At 34.2% G+C, this 18,580-nt stretch carries 11 protein-coding genes, 2 tRNA genes and 3 rRNA genes; 9 read left to right on the top strand and 7 right to left on the bottom strand.

Annotation, left to right across the window (positions count from 1 at the left end; all coding sequences use genetic code 11):
- Positions 1-120: 120 nt before the first annotated feature.
- On the bottom strand, positions 121-2,253 hold the full coding sequence (locus WHD07_RS08240; RefSeq protein ID WP_422897659.1) for a SusC/RagA family TonB-linked outer membrane protein: 2,133 nt from the start codon (positions 2,251-2,253) through the stop codon (positions 121-123).
- Positions 2,254-2,922: 669 nt separating this feature from the next.
- On the opposite strand from WHD07_RS08240, the gene galB reads away from it, so the two are divergent.
- The 6 genes from galB to rrf all read left to right on the top strand — a co-directional run bounded on the left by galB (position 2,923) and on the right by rrf (position 11,741).
- Positions 2,923-5,406 carry a beta-galactosidase GalB gene (gene galB, locus WHD07_RS08235; RefSeq protein ID WP_343330790.1) on the top strand — a complete coding sequence of 828 codons (2,484 nt, stop codon included), beginning with the start codon at positions 2,923-2,925 and terminating at the stop codon, positions 5,404-5,406.
- 1,147 nt (positions 5,407-6,553) lie between these two features.
- A 16S ribosomal RNA gene (locus tag WHD07_RS08230) occupies positions 6,554-8,071 on the top strand.
- 85 nt (positions 8,072-8,156) lie between these two features.
- Positions 8,157-8,230: transfer RNA gene (locus tag WHD07_RS08225), tRNA-Ile, on the top strand.
- 83 nt (positions 8,231-8,313) lie between these two features.
- A tRNA-Ala gene (locus WHD07_RS08220) sits at positions 8,314-8,387 on the top strand.
- A 184-nt stretch (positions 8,388-8,571) separates the two neighbouring features.
- A 23S ribosomal RNA gene (locus tag WHD07_RS08215) occupies positions 8,572-11,457 on the top strand.
- A gap of 174 nt (positions 11,458-11,631) precedes the next feature.
- A 5S ribosomal RNA gene (rrf, locus tag WHD07_RS08210) occupies positions 11,632-11,741 on the top strand.
- Together the 16S, 23S and 5S rRNA genes with 2 tRNA genes alongside form the textbook arrangement of a ribosomal RNA operon.
- A 477-nt stretch (positions 11,742-12,218) precedes the next feature.
- On the opposite strand, the gene WHD07_RS08205 is transcribed toward rrf, so the two are convergent.
- Both WHD07_RS08205 and WHD07_RS08200 read right to left on the bottom strand, forming a co-directional pair.
- Positions 12,219-12,794: an NAD(P)H-dependent oxidoreductase gene (locus tag WHD07_RS08205; protein WP_343330789.1), complete on the bottom strand. Its 576-nt coding sequence runs from the start codon at positions 12,792-12,794 to the stop codon at positions 12,219-12,221.
- Between the two features lie 73 nt (positions 12,795-12,867).
- Complete coding sequence (locus tag WHD07_RS08200) at positions 12,868-13,692, bottom strand: helix-turn-helix domain-containing protein (RefSeq protein ID WP_343330788.1); 825 nt, start codon at positions 13,690-13,692, stop codon at positions 12,868-12,870.
- A gap of 399 nt (positions 13,693-14,091) precedes the next feature.
- Between WHD07_RS08200 and WHD07_RS08195 the strand changes: the two genes are divergently transcribed.
- The 3 genes from WHD07_RS08195 (at position 14,092) to WHD07_RS08185 (ending at position 15,426) form a co-directional block, all read left to right on the top strand.
- On the top strand, positions 14,092-14,571 hold the full coding sequence (locus WHD07_RS08195) for an Hsp20/alpha crystallin family protein (protein ID WP_343330787.1): 480 nt from the start codon (positions 14,092-14,094) through the stop codon (positions 14,569-14,571).
- A 178-nt stretch (positions 14,572-14,749) separates the two neighbouring features.
- Positions 14,750-14,959 carry a hypothetical protein gene (locus WHD07_RS08190; protein WP_343330786.1) on the top strand — a complete coding sequence of 70 codons (210 nt, stop codon included), beginning with the start codon at positions 14,750-14,752 and terminating at the stop codon, positions 14,957-14,959.
- Positions 14,959-15,426, top strand: coding sequence for a hypothetical protein (locus WHD07_RS08185; protein ID WP_343330785.1), 468 nt, complete (start codon positions 14,959-14,961; stop codon positions 15,424-15,426). Before WHD07_RS08190 ends, WHD07_RS08185 begins: the two co-directional genes overlap by 1 nt.
- Positions 15,427-15,541: 115 nt before the next feature.
- On the opposite strand, the gene WHD07_RS08180 is transcribed toward WHD07_RS08185, so the two are convergent.
- From WHD07_RS08180 to WHD07_RS08165, 4 genes are all read right to left on the bottom strand, one after another.
- Positions 15,542-15,844, bottom strand: a complete 303-nt coding sequence (locus WHD07_RS08180) for a DUF3817 domain-containing protein (protein ID WP_343330784.1) — start codon at positions 15,842-15,844, stop codon at positions 15,542-15,544.
- Position 15,845: 1 nt separating this feature from the next.
- Complete coding sequence (locus tag WHD07_RS08175; RefSeq protein ID WP_343330783.1) at positions 15,846-16,304, bottom strand: hypothetical protein; 459 nt, start codon at positions 16,302-16,304, stop codon at positions 15,846-15,848.
- A gap of 74 nt (positions 16,305-16,378) precedes the next feature.
- Positions 16,379-17,296, bottom strand: a complete 918-nt coding sequence (locus WHD07_RS08170; protein ID WP_343330782.1) for an AraC family transcriptional regulator — start codon at positions 17,294-17,296, stop codon at positions 16,379-16,381.
- Between the two features lie 144 nt (positions 17,297-17,440).
- On the bottom strand, positions 17,441-18,574 hold the full coding sequence (locus WHD07_RS08165) for a putative porin (RefSeq protein WP_343330781.1): 1,134 nt from the start codon (positions 18,572-18,574) through the stop codon (positions 17,441-17,443).
- Positions 18,575-18,580: the final 6 nt, after the last annotated feature.

Raw genomic sequence — 18,580 nt, 5'->3', positions numbered from 1 at the left:
AAATTTTACCATTTAGGCCTACGTTTTTATACTTTTAATCAAGTTTTATATGTTTTATAATTTAATGTCAAGTATTTGTCAAGATTATAACAACCCCTTCAGAGTAAGAACTTTTTTAATTTACAATAGAATGATCATGAAAATTTTCTCACTTCTATAAAAAAGATTTCCCATTCTTGTATCTGGAACATACTGTTGCATGAGGGCTAACCTTTCTGGAGTATTAACAACCCCATCGGTTTCCATTAAAAAAAAGGCACCTGCTTCATACCCTTTACTAAGATAAGTTACCTTGTCTTCATTTCCTTGTACACCACTAATACCTTTAGAGTCTGCAAACGGATATAATTTAGAGTCACCACTCATTTTGGTAACTTCATTCTCATTCATAGTAAAAGTATAATTCACATTCCATTTAAATGCTTTTCCAGATCTATACCCAATGGCATACTCCATACCTTTATTTTGCATGTCACCTACATTTAAAACTACTGTACCTCCATTTTCAGCTCCTGTGGAAGCAGGTAATAATAAAGGAAACAGCATATCTGTTTTTTGGGTATTATAAAAGTCTGCAGAAAAAGTCAATTTGTTTTTAAACATTGCTAAATCTATACCTAGGTTAAATTGAGAAGATGTTTCCCATTTAACATTAGGGTTGTAATACTCTACTTGTGTAGCTCCTGACTGAAGAATACCATTTCCTTCCGTACCAAAAACATAGTCATTTTCTAAAGCAATGGTAGGGCTATAGCTATAATCAGAGAAATTTTGATTACCAACAGTACCGTAAGTTAATCTTAGCTTAAGTGAATTTGCAACATCTTTTAAAGGTTCCCAAAAAGGTTCGCTTGAAATGTTCCATCCTGCAGATATAGATGGAAACACTCCCCAACGATTTTCTTTAGAAAAACGAGAAGAACCATCTCTACGAATACTAGCCCCAAATAGATATTTAGATTTATAATCGTATTGAGCACGTGCCACCATTCCTACAAGGGTGTTTACTCTATCGAAATTACCTGAACCATTTGTAGCAAATTCAACAGATCCTCCATCTAAAACTTGTATATCGTTATTTACAACATTTAAACGCTCAGCAACAAAAGTGTTATATGCGTATCTTTCTGAGGTAACAATCCCTATTAATTTTAAATTATGACCACCATCAAGGTTTAGTTCGTAATTTAAACCTCCTTCCATAATTAGGCTTTTAGAGACGGCATCAATATTTCTAACCCTTGATCTTTGAAATGGGGCTTCAGGTTGTAATTCACCATCATCATTAAATACAAAGAGTTTAGGTTTAAAATATTTGTTTAGTGAATTTGATATTCTTCCTCCAGCTCTAGCAAAAAGTCCCAAACCTTTTGCTAAAGTATAGTCTAACTGCATATTCCCAGAAAAAACAGAACCTTTGGTGTTGTTTATTGTTTGAACCTGTTGTATAAGACCTCTAGATATCTGAATCTCTGCGTCATTACCACTATCTATAATAGATGTTTCTGATAAATCAAACGGATTTTGATAAGGTTTGTATTGAAAAGCAGAATAAAGTGATGTTGTTCTGTCTCTATCATCAATATTTGCAGCTAAATTTAATCTTAGTTTTAATTTATCTGTTTTATAAATAGAATTTGATCTTAAGTTAAAACGAGTATATCCAGAATTTACAATAATACCATCTTGTTTAAAAAAGTTAAGTACCACACTATTCGTCAAGCTCTTTTGTCCTCCCGATAGTCTTATACTATAATTTTGAATTTGTGCATTATTGGCTTGTAACTGATCTACTACATTAGTATTATTACTTAAATAACGTTGGTTTGGTTGTAAAGGAGTGTAAGTATTTGTTCCTTGTTCTGGAGTTAATCTACCAAAACCTTCCGCTGTATTAAAATAAGCATATGCCCACTCTTCTGTAGTTAGTAGAGGCATACCAGAGGTTATTGTCTGTATACTAGAATAACCGTCAAAAGTAACTTTTAACTTACCTTCTTGTCCTTGTTTTGTAGTAATAAGTATAACTCCAGCAGCACCACGTGTACCGTAGATAGCCGTAGATGCTGCATCTTTTAAGACATCTATAGATTCAATCTCATTATTACTCAATTCAGGATTTCCTTCTTGTGGAATACCGTCTACTACAAACAGAGGAGAATTGCTTCCGGTGATTGAAGTAATACCTCTAATTTGAATATTAGAAGAAGCTCCTGGTTCTGCAGAACTCATTTGAACATTCACTCCAGAAATCTGTCCTTGTAGTGCAGATTCTAAATCAGGCGATGAAACTTTTATTATTTTTTTCAGTTTTTCATAAGGCTAATTCACTAATATCGAACTATAAAAAAGAGTATTACAAAAGAGGTGTCTAAGAAATTAAATTATTGAGACCTATAAATTTTGGAAACAAGAGTTAAAAAATGTAAAAACTTTTATTGATTCTATCATAGATAATTTGTCGATTTTTCTTGCTTTTAATTTTAAAAGAAAGAAGATTACATAAAAAAAATAGGAGATAATTGGGGGATATAGTTGTTGTAATATTACCTATCTCTAATAGATCATTTGAAGGGAAAAAGGAATGATTTTTGTAGCCGAATTTTTATATTAGCAAGGATGTAAAAAATGGATGGATCAAAATATTTAAAACTCTCAAAAATAAACTTAAGGGATTTTATATTATGTATAGAAAGGATACGATAAAATTATTTTTTGATGTTTTTTATAGTTTCGATTTATAGGAAGAAGGACGTTTAGTCATTAAAACATATTATGTTACGTGTAAATATTGTTTTTGGTTGCTGTGTGGTTTAATCATATGTGGTAGTTTTAAAATTATATTTCATAATCTTATTAAGAATGTTCTAATATTTTTATCCTTTGGTAGTTTTATGAATCAATGTATTTAAATTAATTAAAATGAATTTTTTAAAAGTAAACAGTTTAGGAGTCTTATTGGCTATTTTTTTAATAGTTTCCTGTGCTAAAAAAGGAGAAATAAGTAGCATTTCAGATCAAAATTTTAACGAGGGATGGTTGTTTCAAAAAGATACTTTACTAAGTGCTGCAAATATAACTTTTAACGATTCAAATTGGAGAAAAGTTAACCTACCACATGATTGGGCTATTGAAGGTCCGTTTAGCAAAAAAAACAATGCAAGAACCGGTGGGTTACCAGTTCATGGAGAGGCCTGGTATCGCAAACATTTTACAGTTAAAAAAGCATATAATACAAAACAAATAGCTATAGAGTTTGATGGTGCAATGAGTAATGCTAAAGTGTATTTAAATGGAGAATATGTTGGTGAAAGACCTTATGGGTATATTGGTTTTGAGCTAGATTTAACGCCGTTTATTAAATTCGGAGAAGAAAATTTAATTGCAGTTAAACTAGCTCCAGAAGATTTATCAATGCGTTGGTATCCTGGAGCAGGACTGTATAGAAATGTTCGACTAAAAATAAATGAATTAGTACATATACCACAATGGGGAACATTTATAACTACACCAACAGTAACTAATAAAAAAGCAATTGTAAAAATAGAAACTACGGTAAAAAATGCGTCTAATATTAAAACAAAGGGAATATTAGAAACAAGTATTATTGATAAAAATGGAAAACAAATAGTTGTTGTTTCTAATGATTTTAGTATTGCAAATAATTCAGAAGAAAAACAAAATCAAGAAATAGAAATTTTAAATCCAATTAAATGGAATTTAAATGACCCAAACTTATATACAGCAATTTCAAAAGTTATAATTGATGGAGTTGTGAATGATGAATATTCAACCGATTTTGGAATTCGAAATATTGAGTTTAATAAAGACAAAGGTTTTTTATTGAATGGCAAACAAGTACAGTTAAATGGTGTCTGTATGCATCATGATTTAGGTCCTTTAGGAGCAAGCGTTAATTACAGAGCTACTGAACGTCAAATGCAAATCATGAAAAGTATGGGGGTAAATGCTTTGCGTACCAGTCATAACCCACCTTCACCAGAAATGTTAGAAGTATGTGATAAATTAGGAATTGTCGTTATTGTTGAAGCTTTTGATGAATGGCAATTAGCAAAAGTGCCAAATGGTTATCACAAGCACTTTGATAAGTGGCACGAAAAAGATTTAAGAGATATGATAAAACGTGATCGTAATCATCCATCTGTAATTATGTGGAGTATCGGAAACGAAATTTTAGAACAAAGTAAAAAAGATGGATGGAAATTAACCAAACACTTAAATGATATTTGCCATAGTGAAGATGATACACGACCTACTACTGCTGGTTTTAATTATTATCCTGCTCCTTTTACTAATAAATTAGCAGATCAAATAGATGTTGTTGGTATGAATTATTGGCCTGCACATTACAAAGAAATTAAAGAACAAAATCCCAACATTATTTTATACGGATCTGAAACTTCTTCTCAAACAAGTAGTAGGGGAGTATACCATCTGCCAATAGAATTTAACGAAAAACACGAAACAAATCATGTGTCTAGTTATGATGCTATTGTAGGTCCACCTTGGGCTTATGCGCCCGATGTTGAATTTGATGCACAGGAGCAAAACCCATACTCTTTAGGTGAGTTTATTTGGACAGGTTTCGATTATTTAGGAGAACCAACACCTTATGGAGGTAGAGATAATTCAACGAATGGATATTGGAATGGAGATTGGCCTTCTCGATCATCTTATTTTGCACCAGTCGATTTATGTGGTTTTCCAAAAGATCGGTTTTATTTATATCAAAGTCAGTGGACTACAGAGCCCATGGTTCACGTATTGCCTCATTGGAACTGGCAAGGTAAAGAAGGAGATATTATTCCTGTATATTCTTACACAAATTGTGATGAGGTAGAACTATTTGTTAACGGAAAATCATTTGGAAAAAGAAAAAAAGGAGTCGATTTCACAGAAATTCCTTCAGAATATCACGGATTTAAAAAAGGGATGTATAAATCTAAATATCGTTTATCCTGGAATGTACCCTATCAACCCGGAAGTATAAAGGTAATAGGTTATCGTGATGGAAAAGAAGTAGCAGAAAAAGAAATTAAAACAGCAGGAAAACCAGCTCAATTAAAGTTAATAGCTGATAGATCAGAAATTGATGCCGATGGAAATGATTTATCATTTATTACAGTTAGGGTAGAAGATGCATTCGGAAATATTTGTCCAATGGCAACTAATTTAGTCAAATTTAATATAGAAGGAGAAGGTGTTTTAGCAGCGGTTGGCAATGGAGATCAAACTTCATTAAAATCATTTCAAATTAATGAAAGAAATGCATTCAATGGTTTATGTATGTTAATTATAAAATCCACTAAAAAGAAAGGAACAATAAAGGTAATAGCAATATCAAAAGGATTAACTACTAATAAAATTAATTTGCAAACTAAATAGTTGTAATATTCTACTTTAAAAAAGGGAGCTTTCCATTTGGGTGTTCCCTTTTTTTTGTTGAGATATAAAAAAGAGTAGGGTTTATATATAGGTACACTTTTGCAATTCAAATAAACTTATAGAATAAAAAAGGTCGGGCTTTCCACTATATCTTTTTGCGAAAAGCAAAAAGGATGCCGTTTCAATCCCTAACACAAAGCCTGTAATTGTAATCAGCAAGAAGAAAACAAGCTTACAAAGAGCAATTTTAACGAATAGACACCCATTTGTTCTTCATGTAAAAAAAAAACTGTCATTGCGAGGCACGAAGCAATCCCCTTATTTCAATAAATTCAGGTTCTGAGTAAATCGAAGCTTTCTATGCTTGTCCAAGTAACCAAGTAAAGTTATTTCAAACCTATTAAGACAAAAAATCAGCGCACACTCTTTCCCGTTTTTAATACTAGTATGTTGTAAAAAGCAGCAATTATCCCCAAAACCCAGCTAAAACCAAAGATCCTTAAAAAAATAACCAAAAAAACATTTCATGTAACTTACTAGAAACAAAATAATTAGGATAAGTATGTAAAATAAACAAAAAAAAAGGGTTAAAAAATAGTTGTTAGATTAAAAATGAGTTGTAAGTTTGCACCCGCTAACAGCAATATTGCTTCGTTAGTTTCGTTCATTGAGGAGTTGTAAAGGGGTTAAAAATTAAGGAGTTAAGCTGATAAAGTTATGAAAATTTTATCAAAAAAACTTTGATTTTTATGAGGTTTCTTTGTAAAAAACGTTGTATATTTGCAGTCCGAAATTTTCGGCAAAAAGTTCAGCATTTTTCACAAGCAAAATAAAATAAAAAAAACTTTATTTTTTTTATTGTCAGATTAGAAATAGTTTGTATGTTTGCAGCCGCTAAGAAATACAGCAAAAACGATCAGAGAAAATTTGGAATGATTTAAAAAAAAATCAGTTAGTTCGATTCTAACGTTTCTACAAAGTTCGAGATTAAAAGGGGATTGATAGGGTGTTAAAGCTTGTCATTTCCGACTCGGTAAAGTTCATTGAAAATATTGAAATTGACAGCGTAATTAAAGAGTAGAATAACCACATTATTAGATTAATGTAAAATTCTTTTGAAACTTATTCATTAAAATATTTAAAATATACAATGAAGAGTTTGATCCTGGCTCAGGATGAACGCTAGCGGCAGGCTTAACACATGCAAGTCGAGGGGTAACATTGTGCTTGCACAGATGACGACCGGCGCACGGGTGCGTAACGCGTATAGAACCTACCTTTTACTGGAGAATAGCCTTTAGAAATGAAGATTAATGCTCCATAGTATTGATTAATCGCATGATTAATTAATTAAAGATTTATTGGTAAAAGATGGCTATGCGTCCTATTAGTTAGATGGTAAGGTAACGGCTTACCATGACTGTGATAGGTAGGGGTCCTGAGAGGGAGATCCCCCACACTGGTACTGAGACACGGACCAGACTCCTACGGGAGGCAGCAGTGAGGAATATTGGGCAATGGAGGCAACTCTGACCCAGCCATGCCGCGTGCAGGAAGACTGCCCTATGGGTTGTAAACTGCTTTTATACAGGAAGAAACACTGGTATGTATACCAGCTTGACGGTACTGTAAGAATAAGGACCGGCTAACTCCGTGCCAGCAGCCGCGGTAATACGGAGGGTCCGAGCGTTATCCGGAATCATTGGGTTTAAAGGGTCCGCAGGCGGTCGATTAAGTCAGAGGTGAAATCCCATAGCTCAACTATGGAACTGCCTTTGATACTGGTTGACTTGAGTCATATGGAAGTAGATAGAATGTGTAGTGTAGCGGTGAAATGCATAGATATTACACAGAATACCGATTGCGAAGGCAGTCTACTACGTATGTACTGACGCTGAGGGACGAAAGCGTGGGGAGCGAACAGGATTAGATACCCTGGTAGTCCACGCCGTAAACGATGGATACTAGTTGTTGGGCATTAGCTCAGTGACTAAGCGAAAGTGATAAGTATCCCACCTGGGGAGTACGGTCGCAAGACTGAAACTCAAAGGAATTGACGGGGGCCCGCACAAGCGGTGGAGCATGTGGTTTAATTCGATGATACGCGAGGAACCTTACCAGGGCTTAAATGTAGTATGACAGGACTAGAGATAGTTTTTTCTTCGGACATATTACAAGGTGCTGCATGGTTGTCGTCAGCTCGTGCCGTGAGGTGTCAGGTTAAGTCCTATAACGAGCGCAACCCCTGTCGTTAGTTGCCAGCATGTTATGATGGGGACTCTAACGAGACTGCCTACGCAAGTAGTGAGGAAGGTGGGGATGACGTCAAATCATCACGGCCCTTACGTCCTGGGCCACACACGTGCTACAATGGTATGGACAATGAGCAGCCATCTGGCAACAGAGAGCGAATCTATAAACCATATCACAGTTCGGATCGGAGTCTGCAACTCGACTCCGTGAAGCTGGAATCGCTAGTAATCGGATATCAGCCATGATCCGGTGAATACGTTCCCGGGCCTTGTACACACCGCCCGTCAAGCCATGGAAGCTGGGAGTGCCTGAAGTCGGTCACCGTGAGGAGCCGCCTAGGGTAAAACTGGTAACTAGGGCTAAGTCGTAACAAGGTAGCCGTACCGGAAGGTGCGGCTGGAACACCTCCTTTCTAGAGAAAGATGGTGAGTTACAAAAAAAGGTTTTTTTTACTCTTTGCTGTTAATTTTAAAATAAAAAAGTATTTAAGCTATTCTAGTCTCGTAGCTCAGCTGGTTAGAGCGCTACACTGATAATGTAGAGGTCGGCAGTTCGAGTCTGCCCGGGACTACAAATAAGCAAGATACTTAAGGAAATTCTGGAAGTAAGGGGATTCTACATTCATAATTTAGGATTTATTCTGAATTTCATAATGGGGGATTAGCTCAGCTGGCTAGAGCGCTTGCCTTGCACGCAAGAGGTCATCGGTTCGACTCCGATATTCTCCACAACGGCTTATAGTTGTTGCTGATTTAATTATCAGTGGCGATTCGCCACAAGTTCATTGACATATTGGTAAAATGATATCGTAAGAATCAAATAGATAGAGAACGATTAGATTTATCTAATCAAAAATTTTTTTATAAAAATATAAAAGAGTTCATTGTAGAAGCAATTCTACAGCAAAAAGTACAATAAGTTAAGTAAGGGCGTATGGCGGATGCCTAGGCTCTCAGAGACGACGAAGGACGTGATAAGCTGCGAAAAGCTACGGGGAGGGGCACATACCTTTTGATCCGTAGATATCCGAATGGGGCAACCCGTCATGTTGAAGACATGTCACCACGTAAGTGGGGTAAACCCGGTGAACTGAAACATCTAAGTAACCGGAGGAAGAGAAAACAATAGTGATTCCGTTAGTAGTGGCGAGCGAACGCGGATTAGCCCAAACCAAAGTTGTTACGGCAATTTTGGGGTTGTAGGGCCACGATATTCGAAGATAAGTGAATTAGAACTGTTTGGAAAGACAGACCATAGAGGGTGATAGTCCCGTAAAAGTAAGCGAATTTAAGATAGTGGTACCCTGAGTAGTGCGGGACACGAGTAATCCTGTATGAATCCACCGGGACCATCCGGTAAGGCTAAATACTCCTGAGAGACCGATAGTGAACTAGTACCGTGAGGGAAAGGTGAAAAGAACCCTAAGTAAGGGAGTGAAATAGAACCTGAAACCGTACGCCTACAAGCGGTCGGAGCAACTTCGAGTTGTGACGGCGTGCCTTTTGCATAATGAGCCTACGAGTTACTGTTTCTAGCAAGGTTAATTGATTAAGTCAAGGAGCCGTAGCGAAAGCGAGTCTGAATAGGGCGCTTTAGTTAGTAGTAGTAGACGCGAAACCGAGTGATCTACCCATGGGCAGGTTGAAGCTGTGGTAACACACAGTGGAGGACCGAACCAGTTGACGTTGAAAAGTCTTTGGATGACCTGTGGGTAGGGGTGAAAGGCCAATCAAACTCGGAAATAGCTCGTACTCCCCGAAATGCATTTAGGTGCAGCGTTGAGTAAAAGTTTTATAGAGGTAGAGCTACTGATTGGATGCGGGGGCTTCACCGCCTACCAATTCCTGACAAACTCCGAATGCTATAAAATGTTTCTCAGCAGTGAGGGCATGGGTGCTAAGGTCCATGTCCGAGAGGGAAAGAACCCAGACCATCAGCTAAGGTCCCCAAATATATGTTAAGTTGAAAAAACGAGGTGAAATTGCTTAGACAGCTAGGATGTTGGCTTGGAAGCAGCCATTCATTTAAAGAGTGCGTAACAGCTCACTAGTCGAGCGATTTCGCATGGATAATAATCGGGCATAAACATATTACCGAAGCTATGGATTAACGTTGAAAGACACGTTAGTGGTAGGGGAGCATTGTAACCTGGGTAGAAGGTGTACTGTGAGGTATGCTGGACTGGTTACAAAAGAAAATGTAGGCATAAGTAACGATAATGGGGGCGAGAAACCCCCACACCGAAAGACTAAGGTTTCCTCAGCGATGCTAATCAGCTGAGGGTTAGTCGGGTCCTAAGGCGAATCCGAAGGGAGTAGTCGATGGATAACAGGTTAATATTCCTGTACTTCTTATAATTGCGATGGGGTGACGGAGTAATGAAAGCACCGCGAACTGACGGAATAGTTCGTTGAAACATGTAGCTATTAGTTTTGTAGGTAAATCCGCAGAATTAGGTGAAGTGTGATAGTACCAAGCGTCTTCGGACAATTGGATAGTGTGTCTAAGGGCTTCCAAGAAAAACCTCTAAGCTTCAGATTATAAGAACCCGTACCGTAAACCGACACAGGTAGTTGGGATGAGAATTCTAAGGTGCTCGAGAGATTCATGGCTAAGGAACTAGGCAAAATAGACCCGTAACTTCGGGAGAAGGGTCGCCCTGTAGCAATACAGGGCCGCAGTGAAAAGGTCCAGGCGACTGTTTATCAAAAACACAGGGCTTTGCTAAATTGAAAGATGATGTATAAGGCCTGACACCTGCCCGGTGCTGGAAGGTTAAGTGGAGGGTTTAGCTTCGGCGAAGATCTGAAATGAAGCCCCAGTAAACGGCGGCCGTAACTATAACGGTCCTAAGGTAGCGAAATTCCTTGTCGGGTAAGTTCCGACCTGCACGAATGGTGCAACGATCTGGACACTGTCTCAGCCATGAGCTCGGTGAAATTGTAGTATCGGTGAAGATGCCGATTACCCGCAGCGGGACGAAAAGACCCCGTGAACCTTTACTATAGCTTAGTATTGGCTTTGGATAAGTAATGTGTAGGATAGGTGGGAGACATTGAAGCGGCGTCGCTAGGCGTTGTGGAGTCGTCCTTGAAATACCACCCTTTGCTTATCTAGAGTCTAACTCAGAGATGAGGACAGTGCTTGGTGGGTAGTTTGACTGGGGTGGTCGCCTCCAAAAGAGTAACGGAGGCTTCTAAAGGTACCCTCAGTACGCTTGGTAACCGTACGTAGAGTGCAATGGCATAAGGGTGCTTGACTGAGAGACATACAGGTCGATCAGGTTGGAAACAAGAGCATAGTGATCCGGTGGTTCCGCATGGAAGGGCCATCGCTCAAAGGATAAAAGGTACTCCGGGGATAACAGGCTGATCTCCCCCAAGAGCTCATATCGACGGGGGGGTTTGGCACCTCGATGTCGGCTCGTCACATCCTGGGGCTGGAGAAGGTCCCAAGGGTTGGGCTGTTCGCCCATTAAAGTGGCACGCGAGCTGGGTTCAGAACGTCGTGAGACAGTTCGGTCTCTATCTGCTGTGGGCGTTAGAAATTTGCGTGGATCTGACTCTAGTACGAGAGGACCGAGTTGGACTGACCTCTAGTGTACCTGTTGTTTCGCCAGAAGCATAGCAGGGTAGCTACGTCGGGAAGGGATAAGCGCTGAAAGCATATAAGCGCGAAACCCACCACAAGATGAGATTTCTTTAAAGGGTCGTTGGAGATTACAACGTTGATAGGTCATAGGTGTAAAGGCAGTAATGTCATAGCCAAGTGATACTAATAACCCATAGACTTATGTACGCTTCCCGCCGAAAGGCGGGAGCACAGACTCTTTATTTATAAGACGATTTAGATATTATTTTACCATATGTTAACTTATACTTTAGCAATAGCTAAAGAGTTATGAGTTATAAGTGTTGAGTTATGAGTTGAAAAACTTTAAAACTTAGAACTTTAAACTTAGAACTAAAATCTTAGGGTGGTTATAGCATTGGGGCTCACCTCTTCCCATCTCGAACAGAGAAGTTAAGCCCAATAGCGCCGATGGTACTGCATTTATGTGGGAGAGTAGGTCGCCGCCTTTCTTTAATCTTGAGTAATCAAGACAAATTAAACCTCATATCTTACGATATGAGGTTTTTTTATGCGATAAATTTAACGACATTGTTGTAATTATTGGAAATTAAAGAGTGTTGGGTTTAGGTTTTTGTAGTTTAGACTTGGTTCTTGCTTTATTATTTAGTTTACCACGGTGTTTACATGTATTTTAGGATACTTTTTAAGGGATATAATGAATTAAATGGGATGTTTTAGTGCTTAGAGATTTTCTACTTAACTTTTTTGCGTGAAGGATAGAAATGAAAAGCCCACAGTGAGGTACGAGCGAGGACTTGTAATGGATAGCCTGACCATTTTTATTACGAATTATTATTTCTATTATGATTCTTCAATAAAAAATGGGCACGCCCTAGATATTAATTAATTCATTATGTTAATGTCTGTATTTTTAAACCTCATATCTTACGATATGAGGTTTTTTTTATGAGCTATGGTTTATTAATTTAGTATTTATAAACTGATCTGATTTGCTTTATCCAGTTGTTAATATTTACCTTGGTGGGACTGTCTGCTTTATCAAAAAAGAAATGATGGTTAATTTTTAGACCGCAATAACGGAAAATACCTTCGTCAGAAGTTTGTAAAAGAGCCTTATCCATTCCTGATTCCTTATATGCTGTTTGTGATTTACCTTGTGTATTTATAATGGTAATTTGCTTGTTTGTAAGCAACCCTTTTTGGACGCCTTGGTCATAACAATAGGCAAAACCATAACTAAAAACACGGTCGATGTATCCTTTTAGTATTGCAGGCATTCCTGTCCACCAAATAGGATAAATTAATGTAATATGGTCGGACCAACTTATGAAGTCTTGTTCTTGTTTTACATCGTTTTTTACTTTACCTATTCGTTGGCCTTCTATATCACTTAATGTAAGAATTGGGTTAAAATTGAGGAGATTTAAATCTCTGATAATTATCTCTTGATGTTGATTTGTTAGTGTTTCTTCAACAATTTGTTTAAAGTAAGAATTTAAACTTTTTTCGTTTGGATGCGCGTAAATAATTAAATGTTTCATTGTACTTTTTTTTATGATATTACAAAAGTACAGTGTCTTTTTATACTACAATTGTATGAAAACGAAAACGGAATTAGTCAGGATCGACCATACATATATTTTGTTGAAATTTTAAATAGTTTGTGGGAGTAAGGTTTAAGTAGTTCTTAAAATCTAGAATGAGATGGCTTTGATCATAATATCCACATTCGTTGATTATATCTAACCAATTGACTTTTATTGATTTTGATGTGTTATTTTGTATTAATTGAATAGCTTTTATAAAGCGTTGGTATCGGTTAATTTCTTTGGCAGAGTAACCTAACTGTTTTTTATGAATAAGTTGTACATTTCTTTCAGTCTGTTGTTCTTGATCTGCAATTAGCTTAATTGGATCTACAAATTTGCTCTTTATATTTATTAATTTTTCTGCAATTTTATTTTGTTCTTGTAAATAAGGTCTACAAAAATGTAGTATATGGTCTATTCTTTGTTTTGTGTTTTTTATTTTATAAAGTTCGCTCCATAATGTCATAAAGCAATTTTCATTTGATAATCCATCACTATTTAATTCTTGGTATTTATTTTGTGATATATCTCCAAAGAACCTGTAAAAAGTGTCTGCTTTAAAGTTTACAACTAATATTTTTGAATTTGGAAATAGATCATAATTAAAGGCTTGTTTAATTGGTCCTAAAAGAAGGTATTTATCTATTTTAATCTCAGTATTGTCTTTGGATTGGAGAGTTGTTTTTGATCCGAAAGAGAAAATTAAGATGGTTTGATAAGACGGAAGGAATGTTTTGGTAATAATTTTTGTATTTGTATTTTCTGCAAAGTAAAAATGCGAAAAAATATTTTCGAAGGCTTTAGGAACGGCAATTCTATAACTATTATATTTTTCTGTGTTATCTACCATTTTGTTAAATGCTATTCATTTTTATAGGAATGAGATTTTACTATGGTTCTACTTTTTAGGTAACTAATTTAGTAAATAGAATGGTAAAAGCAAGTTTTTTTTTTAGTTGATATAGGTAAGTTAGTTAGGGTAAATCTGTTTTAATTTTTTGCTAAGTTCATTTTTATACTTTACTGCCTAAAGAAGGAAATTACATCAAATTATAAATGTCAATTCGGCATTTATTTTATTCAAAAAAAGTTAATTGTTCTGCAAAATTGACAGAATAATATCAGTTTACTCTGAAAATAATTTTTTAGCAGTAGGTATATTTATTTTGGCATTTTTTTTGTTTGTAAGAGTGTGAAGTCCAATAGGATTTCAAGTTTGAAATAATGTTTAATTTAAAATCTTGTAATTATGAACAATGTAGTAAGTGTTCCTAAAAACGGAAGTTTAGCGAACAGTAATTCAAATCAAAACTTCCCAACTTTGTCAAATTGGTTAGATGATATTTTTAATAGAGATCTACCATCTGTATTTACATCAAATTTTAACACTGGTATTACTACTTTACCAAAAGTAAATATCAAAGAAACTGCAGATGCTTTTACGGTAGAAGTAGCAGTTCCTGGTTTAAAAAAATCAGATTTCCATATTGAAATTGATAATCAAGTATTGTCAATATCTACAGAGACAAAGCAAGAAAATGAGCATAAAGAAGAAAATTATACTCGTAGAGAGTTTGGTTACTCTTCTTTTAAAAGAACTTTTACGTTACCTGAAAGCGTAAATGATGAAAAAATTAATGCGAGCTATAAAGAAGGTATTTTAAGTATTCTATTGCCTAAAAAAGAAGAGGCAAAACAAAAGCCTGCCAGAAGCATTAAGATTACTTAATTAATACATTAAATTTTTTGGTTGAAGTATGAAGTAAATAGTAGGAGATTGAGCAATCGATCTCCTCTATATTATTATTATTATAAACGTTTAATTTTTTTTTAAATTTAATGTTATGGCTAGAAAGTTTAAGTCAGGAGATTGGGTTAGAGTTAGAGGCAATTTAACACCCCCTAAAATGCAAGTTCTCAAATATGTTCAAAAAAAAGATTCAATTCTTGGTTTGGTCGATTGTGACAGTTATTTAGAATGTGTTTGGTATAAAAATGGTGAACGGAAATTAAAAGTATATCATCAAAATAAGTTAATTAAAACAATAGAAACTGGTGGTTTGTTTAAATCGTTTTTAACAACACCTAAATTAAATTTAATTCAAAATTTAAAGTGATGAAAAGATATATTTTATTATTTATGATTGGCTTGTTAAGTATTAGTTGCAGTGGTCAAAAAAAAGAATCAAAAGAAAATAATATAGCAGAAGAACCCAAAGATGCTTGGAAAGTTGATAAAGAATATGATGATAAAGGAAATTTAATTAGATATGATAGTATTTATTCTTGGTCTTCTAATAGTAAGTTAAACGATCTTTCTAATGCAGATAGGGATAGTTTGTTACAATCCTTTAAATCAAGGTTTTTTACCAATTTTTCTGGTTTTGAAAGTAAAGGTTTTAGGGATGTCTTTTCTAAAGATTCACTTTTTAGCAAACATTACTTTAATAAAGATTTTTTTGAAAGTGATTTTGGTAAGGATTTTATGGATATAGATAAAATAACTGAAAAAATGTTGGAGAGACAGAAATATTTTTTAGAAAAATATCAATTAGAATTTAGCAAACCTAAAGACGAAAACTAAAAAGTTTTCGTCTTTTTTTGAAGTCTTGTTTATTATATCCTTATTCTATGTATTTTAAATATTATTCTTAGAATTAATTTCAGAATTATAGCTTGTAAAAGTTGTGCTATAGATGTTATAATTTTTTTAAAATTGTACGATCAATATAAAACGTTCCAAATGGAATAAAACAAGCTACAATAACTTTCCATGTTGTGGTTTTAAATTTCCAATTTTTCTCAATACCAACACTTAATGTATTGAAAATAAAAAGGACAAATATAGCTCCATGTATTGGACCTAATGTTTTGCTTAAACTAGGATTCTCAAAGTAGTATTTCATAGGTATTGCAATAAAAATTAGCACTAATAACGAAATACCTTCAAGAAAGCCAATAATCCTTAATCTTCCGATTTTTGTTTTTAATAAATGTATCATTTTATCTAAAATAGGGTCTGTTTGCTAATGGTGAAAATGGCCATGGAATTGCGATGAATATTATTATTAAAGCAAAAGAAAAGTAAATAAGCATGGTTTTATACTTTTGAATATCTGTTTCTTTTCTCTTTGATTTAGCAGAACCTATTGTAATTACCATTATGGCACTAATCATAAAGATGATATGATAGAGAGCATAAAAAACCAAATCCCAATTAGATATTAAATTCTTAAAATCAGAATAAAAGTAATTAATGATGGGGCTTTTTACATAAACAAGAATTCCTAATGTGAGTTGTATATGCGCAATAGTTGCTGTCCAATGTCTGGCTTTATTATCTAGAGATGAGAAATTAGATTTAGTTGAATAGCCTTTATATGCTCGATAAATTGCATATGATAAAGAAAAAAGAACAAGCCACCTACAAATGGAATGTAACATTAAAATGGTTGAATACATAAACTTTTAATTTTATAAAGAAAAACAAAGGTTTATATTTTCTTAAAAAGGATATAGAAGATTTTATGCCTTAATTAGGATTTTTCAATCAATTTTCTAAATTTACTAGGCGATATTTTTTCACGTTTTTTAAAGAATCTTGTAAAATACGAGGGATCTAGATATCCCATTTCATAAGAAATTTCGCTAATTGATAGATTTGATTGATAAAGTAAGTATTTTATTTCAATAAGTTTTATGTCATCAATAAGTTTAGAAGCAGATTTAGTAGTAATGAACTTAACAGATTTGTTTAAATGATTGGGGCTAATATTCATTATTTGGGCAAAGTCTGCTACTTTTAAGTTTTCTTTTACTTTTTTGTGTGCTAAGATTCGGAATTGGGAAGTAATTTGATATGATGCACTCTGATTGATAAATTTATTTTGACCGAACAATATTTTTAACTCTGTCAGTAACGTGTATAGATAGGAATGAATAATATTAATATCTGGTATTGCATCTCTTTTAAATTCAAACACTAATCTTTCTAAAATATTTACAATTGATGCTTTTGCAAACGAATTTGAAACATTTATAATAGGATGATTTCCTGTATTTAAAAAATCAAATTCTGATATTAATGAACTGTTACCAAATTTACCAATAAGTATACTGGGATGAAAGTGACATGCAAACCCTTTTACTGTTTTTTTTACTTCTTCTGTAGAGAATACACATCCTGCTTGGAGTACTACAATATTGTTGGGGGTAATTGTGTATTTTTTAAATCCGATTTTAGTATTGTAAGATCCCTCGGTTACAAAAATAAGTGTATGACTTTCTTCTCTTGAAGGATGTATTGGTTTGAGTACTTTTTCTGCCAAATCCTCTATTTTTAAACAAAAAAAGTCTTCAATACTTTTTTTAAAAAGTTTATTTAATTTTGGACTATCGTAAAAGTATTCTTTTCGGAAATCTTCTGAATTGTATGTTTTTATTTTAGATTTCATCTTCTATATTAACAAGAGGCTTCTTTTAAGTTCTGTGTACCTTGTAAGTTGGTAAGTATTTAATTTCACACTAAAGTACCTTGTTATATTTTTTTTAATTATCAATAAAGAAAATAATGTTTTAAGAGCGTTCTTTGTTGTGTTTTAAAATCTAAAATCTAAATCTAATCTAATCCTGTTTCCATTTTCTTTTTCGAAGCCAAGAGGAATCAGTTGCTTAACAATATAATACTTTAGTTTTAAATTGATCTTCTTATCAACTTTATACCCAGCAACCACTTCTACTCCTTTAAAGTTAGTTAGTCTACCATCTGGAGAGCCAAATGATGAATAATCCCATCTTGCCCAATCATTTTGTGCAAGAAAATCTACTGCCGAATATTTTTCCATTTTAGAATAACTTGTGCTAAATAACCAATCTCCTTTTTCTTTTAAGTTACCATATTTTAAGCCAACTACAAGGCCTTGTGTTTGATTTTTAAAGTTTTTTGGTATTGATTGTGTATTGTTGTAATCTTTTAAATTCTTATAATAATCTAATTCTATATTAAAAGGAATCTTTTCTAATATTTTAAATCTTGTACCAATTTGTGCTATAGAATAATCGAGTAGTTGAGTATCATTTCCATCAGGAATATTAGGAATATTTTTGAAGATGTAGAGAGACGGAAACAATGTTAATCGGTTTTTAAAGAAAGAAGATGAAATTTGAAACCCTTCTAAATAAGAATCTTTTTCTAAAGATTTGTTAGATGTAGCAATAATATAATGTCCTGCTTTTATGTTAAATGAATCAAAAATACCAGAGTTAATATTAAAGTTATTGCCAAGAGAAATTCCTTCGGGATACACATTGTCACTCCAAAATAATTCATTATTCTTTTCAAAAGGAAATGTGTTTTTACCTATCCAAAAAGAAAAGGTATTCCATTTTCCTTTAAAATAAGCTTTTTCTAAACCAATAGGCAAAGTATTAAATTCTTTAAACCCATCTCCAAGTGTTAATTGTGGGTCTTGTTGTTTATTAGGTGCTCCTGTTCTTAATCTAACACCAACTTCATACCATTTATCATTATATTTTACCCCTGCTCTAAATCTATAACGTAGTCTGGTTCTATCTTCTCTATAAGAACCATCTGTTTTTTTAGAATCCCAATCTTGTTCTGCGCGTAAACGAAAATCTGCATCAAAAGTTAGTTTAGAATATATGGAGTCAATTTGGGCTGTTAAAGTTATAGGAACTAATAGTAGTGTTAGAATAAATAGTAACTTTTTCAATTTTTT

This window comes from Polaribacter staleyi, assembly GCF_038024045.1.
Lineage (GTDB): Bacteria > Bacteroidota > Bacteroidia > Flavobacteriales > Flavobacteriaceae > Polaribacter > Polaribacter butkevichii.
The sequence above is the reverse complement of the archived record's forward strand: the minus strand, read 5'-3'. Positions and strand labels throughout refer to the sequence as shown.